This window comes from Mycolicibacterium duvalii, assembly GCF_010726645.1.
Taxonomy (GTDB): domain Bacteria; phylum Actinomycetota; class Actinomycetes; order Mycobacteriales; family Mycobacteriaceae; genus Mycobacterium; species Mycobacterium duvalii.
Genome location: NZ_AP022563.1, coordinates 5,404,557 through 5,424,846, shown reverse-complemented (window position 1 = coordinate 5,424,846; position 20,290 = coordinate 5,404,557). Strand labels below are relative to the sequence as shown.

General features: G+C 67.3%; 21 protein-coding genes. 15 read left to right on the top strand and 6 right to left on the bottom strand.

Annotated features, from left to right (window positions below; genetic code table 11):
• Nucleotides 1–118 precede the first annotated feature (118 nt).
• The 14 genes from G6N31_RS25760 to G6N31_RS25700 all read left to right on the top strand — a co-directional run bounded on the left by G6N31_RS25760 (nt 119) and on the right by G6N31_RS25700 (nt 12,037).
• A complete protein-coding gene (locus G6N31_RS25760; RefSeq protein WP_179964374.1) occupies nt 119–766 on the top strand; it encodes a hypothetical protein in 648 nt (215 codons plus the stop codon).
• A gap of 217 nt (nt 767–983) precedes the next feature.
• Nucleotides 984–2,516, top strand: coding sequence for a nitric oxide reductase activation protein NorD (locus tag G6N31_RS25755; RefSeq protein WP_098001610.1), 1,533 nt, complete (start codon nt 984–986; stop codon nt 2,514–2,516).
• Nucleotides 2,513–3,319, top strand: a complete 807-nt coding sequence (locus G6N31_RS25750; protein ID WP_098001612.1) for a CbbQ/NirQ/NorQ/GpvN family protein — start codon at nt 2,513–2,515, stop codon at nt 3,317–3,319. The genes G6N31_RS25755 and G6N31_RS25750 overlap by 4 nt, the downstream gene beginning before the upstream one ends.
• Nucleotides 3,320–3,334: 15 nt before the next feature.
• Nucleotides 3,335–3,466, top strand: coding sequence for a hypothetical protein (locus G6N31_RS27695; protein ID WP_264033384.1), 132 nt, complete (start codon nt 3,335–3,337; stop codon nt 3,464–3,466).
• The gene (locus tag G6N31_RS25745) at nt 3,463–4,194 is read left to right on the top strand and encodes a hypothetical protein (RefSeq protein WP_098001614.1); all 732 of its coding nucleotides are present in this window, start codon (nt 3,463–3,465) and stop codon (nt 4,192–4,194) included. The genes G6N31_RS27695 and G6N31_RS25745 overlap by 4 nt, the downstream gene beginning before the upstream one ends.
• A gap of 93 nt (nt 4,195–4,287) precedes the next feature.
• Nucleotides 4,288–4,638, top strand: a complete 351-nt coding sequence (locus G6N31_RS25740; RefSeq protein ID WP_276057314.1) for a hypothetical protein — start codon at nt 4,288–4,290, stop codon at nt 4,636–4,638.
• Nucleotides 4,635–5,855 carry a cytochrome P450 gene (locus G6N31_RS25735; protein WP_098001618.1) on the top strand — a complete coding sequence of 407 codons (1,221 nt, stop codon included), beginning with the start codon at nt 4,635–4,637 and terminating at the stop codon, nt 5,853–5,855. The genes G6N31_RS25740 and G6N31_RS25735 overlap by 4 nt, the downstream gene beginning before the upstream one ends.
• Entirely contained in the window at nt 5,852–6,916 is a 1,065-nt protein-coding gene (locus G6N31_RS25730; RefSeq protein WP_098001620.1) for an NAD(P)H-dependent amine dehydrogenase family protein, read from the top strand. Before G6N31_RS25735 ends, G6N31_RS25730 begins: the two co-directional genes overlap by 4 nt.
• A 1-nt stretch (nt 6,917) precedes the next feature.
• Nucleotides 6,918–7,976 (top strand): NAD(P)H-dependent amine dehydrogenase family protein, encoded by a 1,059-nt coding sequence (locus tag G6N31_RS25725; RefSeq protein WP_098001622.1) that lies wholly within the window; start codon nt 6,918–6,920, stop codon nt 7,974–7,976.
• The gene (locus G6N31_RS25720) at nt 7,973–8,389 is read left to right on the top strand and encodes a VOC family protein (RefSeq protein ID WP_098001624.1); all 417 of its coding nucleotides are present in this window, start codon (nt 7,973–7,975) and stop codon (nt 8,387–8,389) included. The genes G6N31_RS25725 and G6N31_RS25720 overlap by 4 nt, the downstream gene beginning before the upstream one ends.
• Complete coding sequence (locus tag G6N31_RS25715) at nt 8,386–9,558, top strand: cytochrome P450 (RefSeq protein ID WP_098001626.1); 1,173 nt, start codon at nt 8,386–8,388, stop codon at nt 9,556–9,558. Before G6N31_RS25720 ends, G6N31_RS25715 begins: the two co-directional genes overlap by 4 nt.
• A complete protein-coding gene (locus tag G6N31_RS25710; RefSeq protein WP_098001628.1) occupies nt 9,555–10,778 on the top strand; it encodes a cytochrome P450 in 1,224 nt (407 codons plus the stop codon). The genes G6N31_RS25715 and G6N31_RS25710 overlap by 4 nt, the downstream gene beginning before the upstream one ends.
• Entirely contained in the window at nt 10,775–11,344 is a 570-nt protein-coding gene (locus tag G6N31_RS25705) for an isomerase (RefSeq protein WP_098001630.1), read from the top strand. Before G6N31_RS25710 ends, G6N31_RS25705 begins: the two co-directional genes overlap by 4 nt.
• Nucleotides 11,345–11,374: 30 nt before the next feature.
• Nucleotides 11,375–12,037 carry an NAD(P)H-binding protein gene (locus tag G6N31_RS25700; protein WP_098001632.1) on the top strand — a complete coding sequence of 221 codons (663 nt, stop codon included), beginning with the start codon at nt 11,375–11,377 and terminating at the stop codon, nt 12,035–12,037.
• A 90-nt stretch (nt 12,038–12,127) separates the two neighbouring features.
• Here G6N31_RS25700 and G6N31_RS25695 read toward each other — a convergent pair whose 3' ends face one another.
• From G6N31_RS25695 to G6N31_RS25670, 6 genes are read right to left on the bottom strand one after another with little or no spacing between them, the layout of a single operon-like run.
• On the bottom strand, nt 12,128–12,571 hold the full coding sequence (locus G6N31_RS25695) for a type II toxin-antitoxin system Rv0910 family toxin (protein WP_098001634.1): 444 nt from the start codon (nt 12,569–12,571) through the stop codon (nt 12,128–12,130).
• 5 nt (nt 12,572–12,576) lie between these two features.
• Nucleotides 12,577–12,879 carry an antitoxin gene (locus G6N31_RS25690; protein ID WP_163722385.1) on the bottom strand — a complete coding sequence of 101 codons (303 nt, stop codon included), beginning with the start codon at nt 12,877–12,879 and terminating at the stop codon, nt 12,577–12,579.
• 10 nt (nt 12,880–12,889) lie between these two features.
• Nucleotides 12,890–15,292 (bottom strand): HAD-IC family P-type ATPase, encoded by a 2,403-nt coding sequence (locus tag G6N31_RS25685; RefSeq protein WP_098001636.1) that lies wholly within the window; start codon nt 15,290–15,292, stop codon nt 12,890–12,892.
• Nucleotides 15,289–16,902 carry a serine hydrolase gene (locus tag G6N31_RS25680; RefSeq protein ID WP_098001638.1) on the bottom strand — a complete coding sequence of 538 codons (1,614 nt, stop codon included), beginning with the start codon at nt 16,900–16,902 and terminating at the stop codon, nt 15,289–15,291. The genes G6N31_RS25685 and G6N31_RS25680 overlap by 4 nt, the downstream gene beginning before the upstream one ends.
• 28 nt (nt 16,903–16,930) lie before the next feature.
• Complete coding sequence (locus G6N31_RS25675) at nt 16,931–18,046, bottom strand: MBL fold metallo-hydrolase (RefSeq protein ID WP_098001640.1); 1,116 nt, start codon at nt 18,044–18,046, stop codon at nt 16,931–16,933.
• Nucleotides 18,046–18,780 carry an enoyl-CoA hydratase gene (locus G6N31_RS25670; RefSeq protein WP_098001642.1) on the bottom strand — a complete coding sequence of 245 codons (735 nt, stop codon included), beginning with the start codon at nt 18,778–18,780 and terminating at the stop codon, nt 18,046–18,048. Before G6N31_RS25670 ends, G6N31_RS25675 begins: the two co-directional genes overlap by 1 nt.
• Nucleotides 18,781–18,805: 25 nt before the next feature.
• On the opposite strand from G6N31_RS25670, the gene G6N31_RS25665 reads away from it, so the two are divergent.
• Nucleotides 18,806–20,278 (top strand): acetyl-coenzyme A carboxylase carboxyl transferase subunits beta/alpha, encoded by a 1,473-nt coding sequence (locus G6N31_RS25665; protein WP_098001644.1) that lies wholly within the window; start codon nt 18,806–18,808, stop codon nt 20,276–20,278.
• The last annotated feature ends 12 nt before the right edge of the window (nt 20,279–20,290 follow it).

The window sequence follows — 20,290 nt, the reverse complement described above, 5'->3', positions numbered from 1 at the left end:
GACTATCGTCACTCGTTGACTATTGTCAGTGACCATGAAGATGCCTTCGCTCTCCAGAGGGCGCGGCGGTGCGGGTTCGATATCCGCTCCCCCGCCGGGAAGCGGCCTCGACGAACACATGGAGCGGTCCCGGGCCGCGCAACGGCAGGCCGACAAGTGGCTGATCTCGGGGAGCCTGCTCATCGGCACCGCGGTGCTCGGGATCTTCGGCCTGCCCCTGTTTCTGCGCGGGGTCTACCTGCTGCGCAAGGCGCAGCGCGAACGCCTGTCGGTGCGCCCGATGTTGGTGACCCTGATCGGCTACCTCGTCATCATCGATGCCGCGATCAACACGGTGGGGTGGGCGCTCGACCTGGTCGCGAATCACACCATCCTCGCCCGAATCCTGTTGAACGGCTGGGGAGCCATGTTCGACGCCGGATACTTCTGGCACTACAACGAACTATGGATCGGCGGCGCCGCCGGACCCGCCGAGAAGGCCATGGAAGTCGGCATGATCCTCACCGTCTTCACCATGCGGATCGCCGCCGGCATCGGCTTTCTCCAGATGAAGCGCTGGGGTCATCAATGGATGATCATCACCTGCTGGATGGGCGTCGTGATCTGGTGCCTGTACGTGTTCAACATGACGATGTACGCCGATGTGCGGTTTGCCGGTGTCGTCTTGCCCGTCGTCGGGTGGTGGCTCTACGACATCTTCTACATCACTCCCTTCCTCGCGATTCCGTACCTGCACACGGTCAACCGCGAGATCTTCTCCGACTGACCGACGGTGATCACATTGACTTCACTCAGTAACTTCCTAGAGCGGACACCGTGATGCTCAGGGCGACGATCAACCTGCGTTCCGAGGAGGACTGACATGGGTGGCTGGATCTGGGAGATATTGCGCTACGTGGGCGCCTGGGGTGGCACCGGCCTGATCATCTGGTTCTGGTACTGGATGTTCTCCAATATCGGCACGTTCTGAACCGGGGCAGCAGGTGTCTGAACTTTCCGACGCACATGCCATGGCCCTCGAGCGCAGCTGCTCGCTGACCGCTGTCGCGCTGAGCCAGGAACGCCGCACCGGCGCGCATCTGGTCAGCGGGCAGCACCGTGGCTTCGGCCTGAGCTCGATGCTCGATGTCGTCCATGTCCCATACCCGGTTCGTTACGGTGCGTGGACCCGCCGGACACTGACATGCGGGATCGCCCTTCAGTGTTCGCCGTCGAAGGATCGCCTCACCGGCTACCGGCTCAACGAGCTGTCCGCCCGGGAAATCAGCGCGCTCACGCTCGTCGAAGGTGGTGTCGCACTCGGGTGGGTGGCCGACAACTGGCCCGGGTTGCTCACCGAGATGCGGCGACGGCTCCCCGAACTCGAGATCGCGCCGGCAGACATGGATGCCAAGGAAATGCTCAACCGCGCCGTGGCGTTGGCCCGCACCAAGCGTGCCCTGGCCGTCGACCCGCTTCTGGGCAGCCTCCCAAGGGCGCACACGATGCCTCAGGGACTGTCCGACAAGCTCCGCCGCTCGTTCGGACGATTGCCGTGGACGACGAACCAGAAGCGGGCACCGCAACCGCATTCAGTGCCCGCCGGCGGAGACGGCGGGGTGCGCAATCCCAACCTGCCACCACCGAGCCGGCCGCAGGACAACGATCTCGACATCACCCCCGACCACCGCCCCGGCATCCCGTATCCGGAATGGAATGCGTGGACCGAGAGTTTCATGCCCGATCATGTCGCCGTCCTCGAGAGGGCACACCACGGCAGCTCCGGGCCGGCCAACGCCGTCGCGGTCGACATCCGGAAGTGGTTCGAGAAGAACACCCATCGCGCGATGATGAACCGGCTGGAAGACGGATCGGACATCGACATCGACCAGTACGTCAGTCACTACATCGACGTGACCACCGGTGAGGCGGTCGAGCCGCGCATCTTCCGCGAACTGCTACCCGCCAGCCGTGACGTGACGACGGCGCTGCTGCTGGACGGCAGCTCATCGCTGGGAGTGCACGGAGGTTCGGTTTTCAAACTCGAGCTGGCCTGCGCCGACGCGCTGTCGCGCGCGATGACCTCCGCCCGTGAGCGGCACGGCATCTTCACGTTCACCGGCAACACCCGGCACCGCGTCGAGGTCACCTGCCTCAAGGACTTCACCGATCGGCGCTTCGTCCCACCCGGAAGTCTGGGTCTGGCCACCGGCGGATACACCCGGCTCGGTGCGCCGCTACGCCACCTGACAAGCCGGTTGCTCGCCCAGCCTAGTGAGCGACGTCTGCTCATCATCATCGGCGACGGGCTGATCTCCGACGAAGGCTATGAGGGACGGTACGCGTGGGCGGACGCGGCCCACGCCGTCGAGGAGGCCAACGATGCCGGCGTCTCCATGTACTACGTCGGCGTCGGCCCCACCCGCGTCGACCCCCTTCCCGAAGTCTTCGGACCGCGACGATCCCAGCGGATCCGCCGCGTCGAAGACCTACCCCGCGTCCTCGCCCACGTGCACAGAGAGCTGGTAAGCGCATGACAAACGGCAACAACTACTACGCGAACGGCAATGAAGTCCAGTTGTTCGAACAGGCCTATCGGCAGCGACTGCCGGTGATGCTCACCGGCCCCACCGGCTGCGGGAAAACCCGGCTGGTCGAGCACATGGGAACGCTGCTGGGCCGTCCGGTCGTGACCATCAGCTGTCATGACGACCTGACCAGTTCCGATCTGGTGGGCCGATTCATCGTCACGGGGGGCGACGTCACCTGGACCGACGGACCGCTCACCCGTGCAGTCAAGGCAGGCGCGATCTGCTATCTCGACGAAGTCGTCGAGGCGCGGCATGACTCGCTGGCCGTGCTGCACTCCCTCACCGATCACCGGCGCACCCTCTACCTCGACCGCGCCGGCGAAGTGGTGCACGCACCAGAGACATTCATGCTCGTGGCCTCCTACAACCCTGCCTACCGCAGCTCGCTCAAGGAGCTCAAGCCATCGTTCCGGCAGCGGTTCGTCACCCTGCCGATGCGATATCTCCCACCCGAGCGCGAAGCCGAGGTCATCGTCGCCGAGGCCGGCATCGGGTTGCCGACCGCACGACGACTGGTGCGGTGCGCCACCGCGATCCGCACCGCCGACGAGGCATTCCACTTCGAACCGCCCTCGACGCGCGTTCTCGTTACCGCAGCACTGCTGGTCGCAGCCGGTGCCTCAGAACTGGAAGCCGCGCAAGCGTGCGTACTGGCGCCGCTGTCCAGCGACGGCGCCATCGCCGAGGGCCTGCGCGAGGTGGCCGCCGCGAGCCTCGCCGACGCCGATAACTCCAACCCGCACCGCTAGAGAGGAATTGCCGCCATGGTTGACCAGAAAGAACGAAAGCGCAAGCGGGCTCTGATCATCCTGCAGGTTGTGATCTACGGCTATCTGCTGACGATGTTCCTCATTCAGCTCTACATGTCGTTCACCCGCGGCTGGTGGGACCTGTGAACTTCCCGACGCTCAAACGGAAGTCGGGCGCCGCCACCGCGTCGGCTCCGCCCGACGGCTCCGTGAGCATGGAGGAACACCACGAGCAGTCGCGGCTGGCGCAGCGACGGGCCGACAAGTGGATGATCGCCGGTGCGGCCCTGATGGGCATGTGGGCGCCGGGGCTGATCGGCTTTCCGATCTTCATGCGCGGAGTCTGGCTCCAGCGTCAGGCCCTGCGGGCGGGGTATTCGGTCCGTCCGATGATCGTCACCTTGATCGGCTACCTCGTGCTGATCGACGGCATGCTCAACAGCCTCGGCTGGGCGCTGGACCTGGTGGCCAACCACACACTCATCAATCGGGTGCTGATGGTGGGTTGGGGCGCGATGTTCGATGCCGGTTACTTCTGGCATTACAACGAACTGTGGATGGGCGGCGCCGCCGGGCCTGGCGAGAAGTCCATGGTGTTCGGGATGATCCTCACCGTCTTCGCGATGCGATGCGCCGCGGCGATCGGCTTCCTGCAGATGAAGCGCTGGGGCCACCAGTGGATGATCATCACCTGCTGGATGGGTGTGCTCATCTGGTGCCTGTACGTGTTCAACATGACGCTCTACGCCGATGTCCGTTACGCCGGCGTCGTCTTCCCGGTCATCGGCTGGTGGCTGTACGACATCTTCTACATCACCCCCTTCCTCGCGATCCCGTATCTACACACGGTCAACCGCGAGATCTTCTCCGACTGAGAGCATTTAGGAGCAACTGTGACGTCATCACCGGAGACACCCACCGAGGAGAAGCAAACCCTTCCTCCGGGCACCACGCCGTACTACGCGCGGATGCACAAGTGGATCAAACGCGCCGTTCTGGTGTGTCTGGTCGCCCTCGTCATCGAGGGCGCCTTCACCCTGCCGTTCATGGCGGTGTACTACGGATACCCGACGCTGAGCCTCACCGAGATCTGCAGTGAGCTGCTCAAAGTCCGCTACTCCGACGACGAACTGGAGTGCCAGGTTCCCTACCCGGCGCTCGGCCCGCCAGAAGGCGCCGAAGGCAAGGACACCGCTCGGGATGAATGGGGGATCCAGCCGGTCCCCAAGTACGACCGGATCGGCTTCCGCGAGCTGGTACGCAGACACGAAGAGCGTGAGGCGCGCAAGGCCGCCGAGCAACAGAGCGCCAACCCATGACACGGTCGCTCGAAGCGCACGCGCGGAACTGGGACCTGCGTCACGAGGACTTCAACGACCCGGACTTCCTCTACGAGGTCTACCGGGTGATGCGGCGTCAGTCGCCGTTCGCCCGCACCGACAAACCATTCCTGAGTGCAACGCCGGCGGGTGCGTGGGTGGCGGTGCGCTACGCGGAGTGCGTCCAGATCCTGCAGGACTGGGAGCATTTCTCCAGCAATCCGACGCCGGAGGGGGCCGAACAGCTCGCCGGGGATCTGGTGATCACCCTCGATCCGCCGCGGCAGCAGAAGTTCCGCAAGGTGCTCAACCCGTACTTCTCCCCGGCCCGGATGAAGGCGTTGAGACCCCAGATCGCCGCCGAAACCGACCGGCTCATCGATGATTTCATCGAATCCGGTAGCGGCGACCTCGCCCAGGTTGCCTGGCGGCAACCCGGCATCGTCTTCTTCAAGTACCTGCTCGGCATGCCGATCGAGGATGTCCCGCTGTGCATCGAGCTCACCGATACCGCACTCAACGGCACCTCGGAAGACGCGCGGATGGCCGCGTGGGGCGGGCTGTACCAACATCTGCACGACGCGGTGACCGCGCGCACCCGGCAGGCGCCTCGAGACGACATGATCGACGTCCTGCTGTCCGCAGAGATCGACGGCGAGAAACTTTCCTTCCCCGACGTGGTGTCGAACGCCATGCTGCTGGTCCAGGCTGGGCTCGAGACCACTGCAAGCGCGATGTCCTTCGCGTACCACTACCTGGCCACCAACCCCGCCGAGCGGGACCGGCTGATCGACGACCCCGACCTCCTGGCCAGGGCGGTGGAGGAGTTCATCCGATTCGCCGGGTCGATCCACGGCATCCCCCGCACCGTCGCCAAGGAGGCCGAGCTGAGCGGATGCTCCTTCGCGCCCGGCGAGTCGGTGATCGTCAACTACGCCGCCGCCAACCGCGACGAATCCGAGTTCCCGGACGCACACCGGTGCATTCTCGACCGCCGCGAGAACCGCCACCTGGGATTCGGTGCCGGCGTGCACCGGTGCCTCGGCTCCAACCTTGCCCGGCTGGAGTTCCAGGTCGGCCTCGAGCGAGTGCTGTCCCGCATGCCCGACTTTGCACTCGCACCGGAGCTACAGGCGACCTTCCACGGCAATTCGGTGACCCGTGGGTTTCGTTCGGTGCCAGTGGTATTCAGACCCGGCGAACGCGCGCAGCCGTGACCTACCGGGTCGTGCAGTGGACCACCGGCAACGTCGGTAAGAAGTCGGTGCACGCGATCACGGCCAACACCGAACTGGACCTCGTCGGGTGCTACGCCTGGTCGGCCGACAAGGTCGGCAGAGACGTCGGTGAGCTCTGCGGCATCGACCCACTCGGCATCGCAGCGACCGACGACGTCGACGCGTTGCTGGCGCTGGGACCGGATTGCGTGGTGTACAACCCGATGTTCGCCGACGTCGACGACCTGGTGCGCATCCTCGAGGCGGGCATCAACGTGGTGACCACCTCGGAATTCATCGACGGAACCTGTCTCTGTGCCGGCCGGGACCGCGTCGTCGACGCGTGTGAGCGGGGTGGGGCCACCATCTTCGGCAGCGGGATCAATCCGGGTTTCATCCAGCTCTTCGCGATCGTCACCGCGGGCATCTCCGACCGAGTGGACCGCATTTCGATCGTCGAATCGTTCGACACCACCATCTACAACTCTCCGGCGACCGAAATCCCGATGGGATTCGGCTACCCCATCGGCCATCCTGAACTCCAAGCTGTCACGGAGAAGGGGTCAGGCATCTTCCGGGAAGCGGTCCTGCTGGTCGCCGACGCACTCGGGGTGGATCTCGACGGGGTGCGCTGCCAAGCCGACTATGCACAGACCACCGAGGATCTGCTACTGCCCGGTGACTGGACCATCGCGGCAGGATGCGTCGCGGGTATCGACGTGCGCTGGACGGGCCTGGTCGGCGACCGCCAGATCATCGAGGTCCGCGGCGTGTGGACCAAAGGCCAGACGCTCGAGCCCGTCTGGTCACCGTCCTTCGGATACACGATCACCGTCGAGGGTCGGCCGACCATCAAGAGCACGCTGAGTTTCGAGCCGCCGCCGGATTTCGTCGGCGAAACACTCGACGACTTCGTCATGCTCGGATTGACGATCACCGCCATGCCCGCCATCACCGCCATCCCCGCTGTGGTGGCCGCACCGCCGGGCATCGCGACCTACACCGACCTCCCGTTGCTCCTTCCGCGCGGGGTGCTGACCACGACGCCGCCAAGGAGTTGATGTGCACGACAAGACATATCGAATCATCCAGTGGATGACCGGTGACGTCGGACAGGCCGGGTTGCGGCATTTCCTCGACAATCCTGTTTACGACGTGGTTGGGGTGCTGGTCCACAGCAAGGAGAAGGTCGGCAAGGACGCGGGTGAACTCGCTGGCGTAGCCCCGGTAGGCCTGCAGGCCACCGACGACATGGAATCAATCATCGCCACCGACGCCGACTGCGTGTTCTACACGCCGGTCATCATGGACCTCGACACCGTGTGCCGACTGCTGGAATCGGGCAAGAACATCGTCACCACCAGCGGGTTCTTCCATCCCAGTGAAGATTTCCGCGACGGCGGTGAGCGCATCCGCGCCGCGTGCCGCGACGGGGGAACCTCGTTTCACGCCGGCGGGATCCATCCCGGATACGCCGGTGACCTGCTGCCGCTGACTGTGGCACGCATCGCGAGCAGAGTCGACAAGATCGAACTGTTCGAGGTGGTCAACGTGCTGACCGACGCCCCGCTGGACCACATCGACTGGATGGGGTTCGGCAAGGACAAGGACGCTTTCCTGTCGGAACCCACGCTGCTGGGTCTGGGCGTGCCGTTCTTCGCCCAATCGATGCACATGATCGCCGAGGGCCTGGGCGTCTGCGTCGACGAGGTGACCGCCGCCGACGTGCGCGTCGCGACCGCGGCCGTCGACATCCCCCACCCTGAGGGGGTGCTCCTCCGCGGAACCGTTGCCGCCCAACACCACGAGTGGACCGCCTGGGTTGGCGGGCGGCCCCTGATCGTCTACCACGCGATCTACGTCATCGGCACTCCGGAGCAACTGGACCCATCGTGGGACTGGGGGTTGACGCGCTACCGACTGGTCATCCACGGCGACCCGCCCACCGAGGTGACCCTCAAGGGAGTCGAGCAACCCGACGGCTCCATGGTCCACCCGGGCTACACCTGGACAGCCATGGGCGCCGTCAACGCGATCCCCGACGTGTGCGATGCCGACCCGGGATGGCTTACCCATTTCGACCTCGGTCTGGTCAAACCACGCGGATTGGTGCGGCCGTGACCGCCCCGCCCAGCCTGCACCACATCGTCTTCGCGGTGTCACCGCAGCGACAGCACCAGACAGTGTCGATGTTCACCGAGCTCGGATTCACCTTCAACACCACCGATCTCACCGAACTCGGCGTTCGGGTGCACCTCGACTGGGACCACGGCGTCGAGCTCATCAGCCCCATCGCCGGATCGTCGGGAGAGGTGGCAGCATCGGTCAATGACTTCCTCGACCGCCACGGCGACGGTGTCTACACGGTGGTGGTGCGGGTACCGGACGCTTCGGACGCCGAAGCCGTCGCCACCGGCTACGGTGCGACTGTCCGCTTCCGTCAGAGCTTCTCCGGGGACGGCTCCTATCTGCACGAAGTCGATCTCTCGGTATTGGGGTTGCCCCTGACCCTGCTGGCCACCAACGTCTCATGAGTGAGATCGACACACTACCCCTGGTCCGTTACGAGGACCTCCCCATGGCGCGTGACCGCGGTGCCGGATGGGCGAAACTTCGCGAACTCGGCCCGGTGCTCTACGGTGACGGCTGGTATTACTTCACCCGCCGCGAGGATGTCCTTGCCGCGCTGCGTGATCCACAAGTGTTCTCATCGCGCACCTCCTACGACGAGATGATCAGCCCGGTTCCGCTGGTCCCCTTGGGTTTCGATCCGCCCGAGCACACCCGCTACCGCCGGATCCTGCACCAGTACTTCAGTCCGCAGACGATGGGAGCATTGCTTCCCACGCTGCAGCGGCAGGCGATCGAAATCATCGATGACATCAGCGATCGGAGCGAGTCCGAGGCCATCGCAGACCTCGCCGTCCCCTATCCATCCCAGGTGTTTCTGACGCTGTTCGGGCTGCCGCTGGAGGATCGGGACCGGCTGGTGGCCTGGAAGGACGCCATCATCGCGGTCAGCCTGGCCACCGACCTCGACAGCGTGGACCTGACGCCGGCCGCCGAACTTTTCGGCTACCTCACCGAAGCCGTTGCCGAGCAGCGCCGGTCGCCGCGCGGTGGCGTTCTGTCGGACCTGCTGCACCGCGACGAACCGTTGACCGATGCCGAAGCAACCGGTTTGTCGTTGGTGTTCGTGCTCGCCGGCCTGGACACCGTCACCGCGACCATCGGCATGGCGCTGCTGGAGCTGGCCCGAAACGCTGAACTTCAAGCGCGGCTGCGCGAAAACCCGGCTTTGATAGCGAGTTTCGTCGAGGAGATCGTCCGACTGGAGCCCGCGGCCCCGATCCTGGGCCGCGTCACCACCCGCCCGGTCACCGTCGCGGGCGTCGACCTGCCGGCAGGTTCGCAGGTCCGGCTCCCGCTCGGCGCCATCAATCGCGACGGGAGCGATGCCCAATCGACCGATCACCTTGTCCTCGACGGCAAGCTGCACCAGCACTGGGGTTTCGGCGGCGGCCCGCACCGTTGCCTCGGTGCACACTTGGCCCGGATGGAGCTTAAAATCGTTGTTTCCGAATGGCTTTCCCGTGTCCCCAACTTCGCTCTGGCCGACGCTCACGTCCCGGAGATCACCTGGCCGTCCGCGACGTGCGCTCTGCCGTCACTGCCTTTGCGATGGGAAAACGAGATGCCATGACCGACAGCGCCACCAGTGTCTTCGAGGCGGACCTGCCCACTCTGGACTACGGACTCACCGACCCACCCCAGCAGATCTACCCGCAATTCCGCGCCGCACAGCAGGCCGCGCCCGTCGCCCTGGGCCCGATCGGCCCGGAGATCCTGTCCTACGAGATGGCCCGTACCGTGCTGCGTGATCCGCGTTTCGTGATCCCTCCCGGTATTCACCTGTCCGCGCACGGAATCACCTCAGGTCCGTTGTGGGACAGAGTGACTCGCAGCATCCTCAACATGGAGGGCGACGAGCATCGCCGGCTGCGCGGGCTGGTGTCACGGGCCTTCACACCGCGGGCCACCGCGCGCATGCACGACACCATCGGCACCGTCATCAACGAGCTCATCGACGACGCGACAGCCCGGCGCTCCTGCGAATTCGTCGGCGACATCGCCCGGCCCTACCCGATCCCGATCATCTGCGCGCTGCTCGGGGCGCCGCGCGAGGAATGGCAGCAGTTCTCGCGATGGGCCGAGGACATCTTCAAGATCGTCAGCTTCGACTGCGACCTCGCTGCCGAAGAACCTGTCGTGCTGGCGGCCTGGGACGAATTCGACGCCTACATCGACACGATGATCGCCCAACGACGCCGACAACTGACCGATGACCTGCTCTCCGAGCTCATCCGTATCGAGGATTCCGGCGACCGACTCAATGCCGCCGAGGTGCGCATGCTGGCGTTCAGCATCCTGCTCGCCGGCACCGACACCACCCGCAGCCAGCTCGCCGCGTCGATGCAGGTGCTCTGCGAACACCCCGAACAGTGGGCGCTGTTGCGAGACCAGCCCGAGCTGGCAATGCGTGCCGTCGAGGAAACCATGCGCCACTCCCCATCGATGTGCAGCACCGTACGCAGCGCCGGCCAGGACATCACTCTCGGTGAGTTGACGTTTCCCGCAGGGACGTTCATCGTCGTCAACACCTATGCCGCCAACCGCGACGCAACGGTCTACGACGATCCCGAGCGGTTCGACATCACCCGCGCTGCACCACCTCCGATCTTGACTTTCGGTGGCGGAGTGCATTACTGCTTGGGTGCGAACCTGGCCAGGCTCGAGCTCAGCGAGGCGCTGAAGATCCTCGCTGCGCGCGTGCCCGACGCCCGCTGCGTCGGCGAGGTGCCGTGGAAGCCGCTGCTGGGCCTCAGCGGGCCCGTCCGCCTGCCGATGGAGTTGTGCCGATGAGCTACCAGATCGATCCCGACGTTCTGCAGCGTGTGGCGGCGAAGGTCGCCGGGCTGACCACTGACACCGACGAAATCGTCATGCATGCGGTGGAATTGCTCGCCGACGCCTACCCCCACCTGATCGACCCCGGCCCGGGCCGCTGGGTGGGCAGCAAGGCCGGTGGCGTCCTGGGCAAGGTGCGGTTCCTGTACTTCAGTGCCCGCGAGTACGTCGTCATATTCGGCTCGCCGACCGGCACCCAGGGATTCTCCGGGCGTTACAAACACGTCGACATTCACAAGTTCCTGCTGGCCGGCCGGATCGATTCCTACGACCTGGAATCCGACGAGACCAGACCCTTGCCGTCGCTCCTACCGGGTGAAAGCACCTGCCTGCAGCGCGGCCACGCGCGCGGCCTGACCATCGCACCCGGCTCATGGCACATCGAGTACGGTCGCGGCGCCGTGGTGACCACGCTGCCGTTCGCGATGGTAGACACGTTGGTGATGTCACTGGAACTCGAGTCGGTGCGCCGCTCGACGGCGGAGTTCACCGCGCTGCTGCGCCGTCGTCTCCGCCGCTGACCCACAACTGACCCACGAGGGAGACCGCGCATGCATGTCGTCATCGCCGGCGGGCACGGAAAGATCGCGCTGCTGACCGAACGCCTGCTCGCCGACCGCGGCGACACCGTGGCCGGGTTCATCCGCAACCCGGACCACGCGGCGGACCTGGAGGCGGCGGGCGCCCAACCGGTCGTCCTCGATCTGGAGAACGCCGCCGTCGACGAGGTTGCCGCGCATCTGCGCGGCGCCGACGCGGTGATCTTCGCCGCCGGGGCCGGACCGGGCAGCGGGGCCGCGCGCAAGCAGACCGTCGACCGCGACGCCGCGATCCTGCTCGCCGACGCCGCCGAAGCCGCCGGTGTGCCGCGCTACCTGATGATCTCGGCGATGGGTGCTGACGCGCAGGTACCCGACGATGCGGCCGACGAGGTGTTCGTCGCCTACCTGCGCGCCAAGGGCGCCGCCGACGCCGACGTGCGTTCCCGCAGTTCGCTGTCGACGACGATCGTCCGCCCCGGCGCCCTCACCGACGACCCGGGCTCCGGGCGGGTGCAGATCGCCGAGCACACCGGCCGCGGCAGCATTCCCCGCGCCGACGTGGCCGCGGTGCTGGTCGCTGCCATCGATGCACCGCAGACCGGCGGGCACACCTTCGAGGTGATCGCCGGGGACACCCCGGTCGCAGAGGCGGTCGCGGCGCTGACGAGGTGAGCACCCCGCTGTCATGCTTGAGATCCGCTTTTTGCAGAAGAAGTTCGAGTGGACCGCGACAAAACGTGGACCTCGAGGACCGCTCGAGACTCAGGACGCGAACACGGTCTTGAACCGCTGCAGCGACTCGGCGATGTCGCTCTTCAGCGCGCCGGCGACGACCATGCCGATCGGGCCGAACAGGGCCGGGCCGCCGAGGTGGATGTCGAACGTCACCGTCGACGCGTGGGGCCCGGCCTCGGCGGGCTTGATCTTGCCGATCAACTTGACCTTGACGCCGCCCTTGCCGTCGCCGTTGAGGGTCATCGCCTGCGGCGGCTTGTAGTGCACCACCGTCCACCGGACGCGATTGGGCATGCCTTTGACCTCGACGATGGACACCAGCTCGGTGCCCTTCTCGATCGTCTCGGGCAGCTTGGACCGCCACATCCGGTGGATGGACAGCCACTCGCGGTAGCGGGACAGATCCGACGCGCTTTCCCAGGCCTTCTCCGGCGGCAGCGGCACGTCGATGGAGACAGAGAGTTTGGCCATGGTCCCTAGGAACTGGGCGGGGCGGTGGGAGGCTGCTGCGGCGGCGCGGTGGGAGGCTGCTGCGGCGGGGCGGTGGGAGGCTGCTGCGGCTGACCGGCATCGCCGGCCAGTGGCTGTTGCGCCGTCCCCGGCTGGGCGGGGTTGTTCTTGGTCACGTAGTTGCGTGCGGCGTCCTGCGCCTTGTCGACGTGCTGCGCGTACTTACCCTGGGTCTTCTGGTCGAAGAAGTCGCCGGCCTTGTCGATCGCACTGCCGGCTTTGTCGGGATTCTTCGACACCCAGTTCTTCACTTTGTCCAGAAACGACATGGTCCCCAGCCTACCGGCCACGCCACAGCTGTCGCCGTTCTCCCAACATCGCTCCCTGCGCCCACCAGATCACCTCGATGGCCAGCGCTCCGGCCAGTCCGACACCCAGCGCCATCGACGTGAACTGCACGTTCGAGGCGTCGAGCAGGAACAGCTCGCGCGCCTGTGGGATCGAGAAGATCACCAGGTAGGCCGCCGCCGACACCACCACCAACGTGACCCGCCACCACTCGTAGGGGCGGGCCACGCAGGCCAGCACCCACAGGGCCGACACCAGCAGCGTGATCAGCGCGGCGGTCGACGCCTGGGTCTGTTCGGTTTCCGACGCCCCGCGGCCCTGATAGGCCAGCAGGTAGGAGGTGAACGTCGCAGTGCCCACCACCACGCCGGACGGCAGCGCCGCGGTCATCACCCGGCGGACGAACCCGGGTTTGGCCCGCTCGTTGTTGGGCGCCAGCGACAGAATGAACGCGGGGATTCCGATGGTGAACCACGCCGCGATGGTGACGTGGATGGGCTGGAACGGAAACAGCAGCGGATCGGTGCCGAACAACTTGGATGCCAACCCGGCCAGCCCGACCAGCACCGCCAGGAGCACCGAGTACACCGTCTTGGTCAGGAACAGATTGGAGACGCGCTCGATGTTGCCGATCACCCGGCGGCCCTCGCCGACCACATAGGGCAGGGTCGCGAACTTGTTGTCCAGCAGCACGATCTGCGCGACCGCGCGCGACGCCGAGCTCCCCGAGCCCATCGCGACGCCGATGTCGGCGTCCTTGAGGGCGAGCACGTCGTTGACGCCGTCTCCGGTCATCGCCACGGTGTGCCCGCGCGACTGCAGCGCGTGCACCATCGCCCGCTTCTGGTCCGGCCGCACCCGCCCGAAGGTGGTGGTCTGCTCCAGGGTGTCGGCCAACGCGTCAGGCTGCTCGGGCAGCTTGCGCGCGTCCATGGTGTCGCCCCGCAGCCCCAGCGAGTTGGCCACCGCGCCGACGGACACCGCGTTGTCCCCGGAAATGACCTTGATCGAGACGTTCTGCGCGGCAAAATAATCGAGCGTGTCACGAGCATCGGGGCGGATGCGCTGCTCCAGTACCACCAACGCCTCGCCCGTGACGGTCCCGGGCGCGTCCGGATGGTCGACGCGCAGGTCGCTGGACCCGAGCAGCAGCACCCGCAACCCATCGGCGCCGATCTGTTCCGCGGTGGCGGCCATCGGCGACGCCGGATCCAGCAGCACGTCGGGCGCGCCGATCACCCAGTTGCCGTGCATCTCGTAGGACGCGCCGCTCCACTTGGTGGCGGACTTGAACGGCGCGGTGGCGGTGCAGGCCCAGCCGGGCGGTGTCGGGTACGCCTCGGCGATCGCCGCCATGCTGGCGTTGGGACGGGGATCGTCGGCGGCCAGCTGTGCCAGCACCGCGACGACGTCGGGGCCATGGTCGTCGTCGGCGACGCGCAGGTCGCACAGCCGCATGCCGTTCTCGGTGAGCGTTCCCGTCTTGTCCGCGCAGACGACGTCGACGCGAGCCAACCCCTCGATGGCCGGTAATTCGTTGACCAGACACTGGCGACGCCCGAGCCGAATCACCCCGACCGCGAACGCGATCGACGTCATCAGCACGAGCCCTTCGGGCACCATCGGGACCAGCGCGCCCACCATCCGCAGCACCGACTGACGCCACCCGGCGTCGGTGGTGAACAACTGGGTGTAGATGATCAGGAGCCCGGCGGGCACCAGCAGATAGGTGATGAACTGCAGGATCTTGTTGATGCCGCTGCGCAGCTCGGATTTGACCAGCGTGAACTTGCTGGCCTCTTCGGCGAGTCTGGCCGCGTACGCCTCGCGGCCGACCTTCGTCGCCCGATAGGCGCCGCTGCCGGCCACCACGAAACTGCCCGACATCACCGCCTCACCCGCGTCCTTGGCGATCGGGTCGGCCTCCCCGGTGAGCAGGGATTCGTCGACCTCGAGGTTGGCCTCCTCGATGACCTCACCGTCGACGACGATCTGGTCGCCGGGGCCGAGCTCGATGATGTCGTCGAGCACCACCTCGCTGGGCAGGACCCGGCGTGTTTCGGGCCCGGAGGAGGTGAGTCGGCGCACCAACGGTTTGGCCTGCCCGACGATGGCCAGCTTGTCGAGGGTGTTCTTGGCCCGCAGCTCCTGGATGATGCCGATCGCGCTGTTGGCGATGATGAGCAGACCGAACGCGCCGTTGATGAGCGACCCGGTGGCCAACACGATCACGAACAGCACGCCGAGGATCGCGTTGATGCGGGTCAAGACGTTGCCGCGGACGATCTCGGAGACGCTGCGGGCGGCGCGGGTGGGAACGTCGTTGGTCTGACCGGCCGCGACGCGCTCGGCGACCTCGGCGTCGGACAGGCCGACGACGAGCGAGGTACTCATCGCGTGAACGTTCCTTTGCCGTCCTGGTCGAAGTATTCGAGGGTCAGCCAGTCGCCGTCGAAGGTCGCCTTGGACACGCTGCCCGGCGGCGCGTTCTCGCTGACGAATGAGAACGTGAACACGTCACCGTCCCAGTGCTTCAGCGGGACAACGAACTTCGGCCCGAGCGCCAGTTCCAAGCCCTGGTCGGTCTCGCGCACGCGGGCGGGACCCCAGAACGTGTTGCTGTACTGGCCCACGTAGTCGGCCAGCGGTGCGGGCGGGGCGGGCTGGGCCGGCGGCCGGGCACCGACAAGCGAACCCACCGGCTTCTCCATGGACTCGAATACGCCGTGGTAGAGCTCCCACCAGTCTTCGCGGATCTCGCCGAACTGCACCAGGTCGGCGAACTGCGCGGTGAGCGTCTCCGGCACACCCGACGGGGTGGCGTTGGTCAGTGCCACGATGGCGACGTCGGCAGACGGCAGCATCAGGAAGTTCGCTCCCGCACCGAGTTCGAACGCCCCCGAGTGGCTGAGCTGCTGGCGGCCCGCTGCCGTCGTGCCCACGTTGAACCCGTAGCCGTAGAACCCCGAGCGTGCGGCCGGATCGGACGCGCGATCGGACACGCTCTGCGGGGTGAGCGCCGGATTCAGTGCGTCCGGGTCGACTATCTGTTGGCCCCGGAAAGTGCCGTCGGCCAGCATCATCGTCAGCCAGCGCGAAAGATCGTTGGCCGAGCTGCTCACCCCACCTGCGGGAGCTTCGGCCTGCGGGTCGCGCACATAGTCGGGCCGGTACTGGCCGTCGATGTGCAGGTGTCCCACAGCCCGATTGGGCCTGATTACGAAGTCGTCGAACCGCGAACTGGTCGAGGACATCCCCAGCGGCTCGTACAACACCCGCTGACTGAGGTCCTCCCACGGGCGGCCGGCGGCGGCCGCGACGGCCTCGGCCCCGGCGGTCAGCCCGAAGTTGGTGTACGCGTAGGACGTGCGGAACGGGTCGAGCGGGTACTCCCGCAGCTTCTCCAGCACCAGCCGCCGGTCGTAACCGAGATCTTCGAGCAGGTCGCCGGCGTGGTCGGGAAGCCCGGACCGGTGGGCGTACATGTCGCCGACGGTCACCATCTCGGTGACCGCGCGGTCGGCCAGCGCAAACCACGGCAGGTGCTCGACCAGCGGGGTGTCCCAGCCGATCACGCCTTCACCCACCTGGTGGGCCACCACGGTGGCGCCCAGCGGTTTGGACAGCGACGCCAGCTGGAACACCGTGTCGGCGTCGACCCGGTTGCCCGGTTCGTCACCCAGTTGGGTGTTCTTGACGCCGAACCCCTTGCTGTAGACGGTTTCTCCGTTGTGCACGACGGCGACCGCCATCCCGGGCAGACCCGACTTCGTCATCAGCTCGTCGACCATGCCGTCGAGACGGGACACGGCGTCGGCGACCGCGTTCTCCGGCAGCGGCATCGCCGGCACCAGCGGTGGCGGCAGCTGCGAGGTCGGCGCCGCCGATGCAGTCGTGCTGGTGGTGGGGCCGGCGGATTCGACCGGGTCAGCGCTGTCGGTGCTGCAACCGGCGAGCAGCGCGACCAGCAGGGCGAGCGTGGCCAGCCGGGCCGGGGGCGTCATGCTCAGCACCGTAGCGCGTCGCGGCCGTCTAGAAGCGCCACCACGGGTCGAAAGTCGACTGCGGATCCACGCGCGCGCCGGGCATCGGGACCGCGATGCGGACTTTCTCGTCGTCCGCAGCGGCGACCAGTCGTTCGGCGGGCTCAGCCCACGGGTGCGGGGAGAGCCGGAACGTGGCCCAGTGGATCGGCACCATCAGGCCGGTGTCCCGGTCGGTCAGGTCGAGGTGAGCGCGGACCGCCTCTTCCGGGTTCATATGAATGTCGGCGAAGGCCGGGTGGTAGGCACCGATCGGCAGCAGCGTCAGGTCGAACGGCCCGTGTTCGCCCCCGATCTCGGCGAAGCTCTTGGTGTACCCGGTGTCGCCGCCGAAGTAGGCGCGGTGCCGGGGGCCGGTGACCACCCACGACGCCCACAGCGTGGTGTCGCGGCTGAACAACCGCCCGGAGAAGTGCCGGGCCGGCGTGCAGACCAGGGTGAGGTCATCGATGCGGTGCGACTCATGCCAGTCGAGCTCGACGATCCGGGCTTGCGGAATCCCCCATTTGCGCAGGTGGACCCCGATGCCCAGCGGCACCACGAACGGCGCCCGCTGGGTTCTGGCCAGCGCGACGATGGTGTCGATGTCGAGGTGGTCGTAATGGTCGTGGCTGATCAGGATCGCGTCGAGGGCCGGCAGGGCCTCGAGCAGCACCGGCACCTCATGCAGACGCTGCGGACCCACCGTGCGCGACGGCGAGCAGCGCCGGCTCCACACCGGGTCGGCCAGCACGCGGTAACCGTCCACGTCGATCAACACGCTGGAGTGTCCATACCAGCTGGCCGCGATGCCGTCTATCTCGGACTCCGTCGTAGATGGATTGACCAGCGGAATCGGCCCGGGCGGCTTACCGACGGAGCCGGCGTTGGCGAGGTCGCGCAGCAACATGCGCTGCACCTCGCGGTCCATCGTCAGACCCGACGGCGGTTCCAGGTTGGTGAACTTGCCGTCGCGGTAGTGCGGTGAGCGCCGCGCCACCGGAGCGATCTCGGCCGGGGTGGCGCCCAGCGACGCCGGCGTGCCCTGCAGCGCCCGCAGCACCCACCCGCCGGCGAGCACCGAGGCCGTGCCGAACCCGTACCGCACTGCGGTGTGTAGATCCATCACGCTCCCTGGAACCTCGGTGGGCGTTTCTCGATCCGGGCCACCTGGGCCTCGATGATGTCCTGGCTGGCCCACGCCCGGTCGAACAGTTCCTGGTGCACCGGCCGCGGGTCCTCGTAGGCGCCGTCGTCGTTGAGTACCCGTTTGGCGTGCTGCAGTGCCAGCGGTGCGTAGCCCGCGATCTCCTGGGCCCACGCCTGCGCGTCGGCCAGGGTGCCGATCCGGTTGGCCATCCCGGTCTGCAACGCGACGTCGGCGGTGAGGCGTTCGGCGGCCAGCAGCATGCCCCGCGCGCGGCCGGCCCCCACCAGCGACGTCAGCCGGCGGATACTCCAATTGTCCAGCGCGATGCCGTATTTGGCGACCGGGAACTGGAAGTAGGCCTCCGGGGCCACCACCCGCAGGTCGCAGATCATCGACAGGATGACCCCGGCCCCGATGGCCGGGCCGTTGACGGCGCCGATCACGGGCAGCGGTGCGGAGTCGATGGCCAGGTTCAGCGCCCGGGCCTTGTCGGGTAACTCGTCGGCGACACCCTGCCCGCCGGACAGATCCGCCCCCGAACTGAACACATGCCCCGCTCCGGTGATCACGATCGCCCGGACGTCCTCGGCCGCGGCGTGCTCGATGGCCTCGCGCAGGCCGTCGACGAGTTCGGCGTTGAGCGCGTTGCGCCGCTCCGGACGTTGCAGTTCGAGCGTCAGCACGTGGCCGTCCCGGGTCACTCCGATCATCACCCCACCCTATTAGCCTTCTCCTGTGAGCCGGATCCGCGCCCTGGCGCTGCGTGACGCCGTCCTGGACGAGGGGTCGTTTCTGTCCTGGGACGATCCCCCGCTGGCCGTCGCGTCGACCGACTCCTACCGGCGCGAACTGGCCGACGCGACCGCCGCGACCGGCCTCGACGAGTCCGTCATCACCGGTGAGGGCCGCGTCTTCGGCCGCCGGGTGGCGCTGGTGGTCTGCGAGTTCGAGTTCCTGGCCGGATCCATCGGGGTGGCCGCGGCCGAGCGCATCATCGCCGCGGTGCAGCGGGCCACCGCCGAACGGCTGCCGCTGCTGGCGTCGCCGAGTTCGGGTGGCACCCGGATGCAGGAGGGCACCGTCGCGTTCCTGCAGATGGTCAAGATCGCCGCCGCGGTGGAACTGCACAAGCGCGCCCATCTGCCCTACCTGGTGTACCTGCGCCATCCGACCACCGGCGGGGTGTTCGCGTCATGGGGGTCGCTGGGGCACGTCACCGCGGCCGAGCCCGGCGCGCTCATCGGCTTCCTGGGGCCGCGGGTCTACGAGCACCTCTATGGCGAACCGTTCCCGTCCGGTGTCCAGACCGCGGAGAACCTGCAGCGCCGCGGGGTGATCGACGCCGTGGTGCCGCTCGAGCTGCTGCGCGCCACGCTCGACCGTGCCCTCAAGGTGGTGTGGGACGCGCCCGGCCCGGCGCCGTCGACCCCGGTCTTCGAGTCGCTGCCCCAGGTCGACGCGTGGGAGTCGGTGGAGACGTCACGGCGCCCCGACCGTCCAGGGGTGGGCTATCTGCTGCGGTACGGCTCCACCGAGCGGGTGCTGCTGTCGGGCACCGGACAGGGCGAGGCGGCGACCATGCTGCTGGCGCTGGCCCGCTTCGGCGGCCAGCCGGCCGTGGTGCTCGGCCAGCAACGCGTGGTGGGCGGGCTGGTCGGCCCGGCGGCGCTGCGGGAGGCCCGGCGGGGCATGGCGCTGGCGGCCAGCCTGCACCTGCCGCTGGTGTCGGTGATCGACACCGCTGGACCGGCCCTGTCGGTCGAGGCCGAGGAGGGCGGGCTGGCCGGCGAGATCGCCCACTGCCTGGCCGACCTGGTCACCCTGGACACCCCGACGGTGTCGGTGCTGCTCGGCCAGGGCAGCGGCGGTCCGGCGCTGGCGATGGTGCCCGCCGACCGGGTGTTGGCCGCCCAGCACGGCTGGCTGGCGCCGCTGCCCCCGGAAGGCGCCAGTGCGATCGTCTACCGCGACGTCGACCATGCACCGGAACTGGCTGCGGCGCAGGGGATCCGGTCAGTTGATCTGTTACGCAACGGCATCGTCGACGTGGTGATACCCGAGCACACCGACGCCGCCGACGAACCGCGGGCATTCACCGAGCGGCTCGCGGCGGTGGTCGCCGCCGAACTCGCCGGGCTGCGGTCGCTGTCCGCCGACGAGCGCCTTGCGGCTCGGCTGGAGCGCTACCGCCGCATCGGGCTGCCGTGATCACGAACGCGA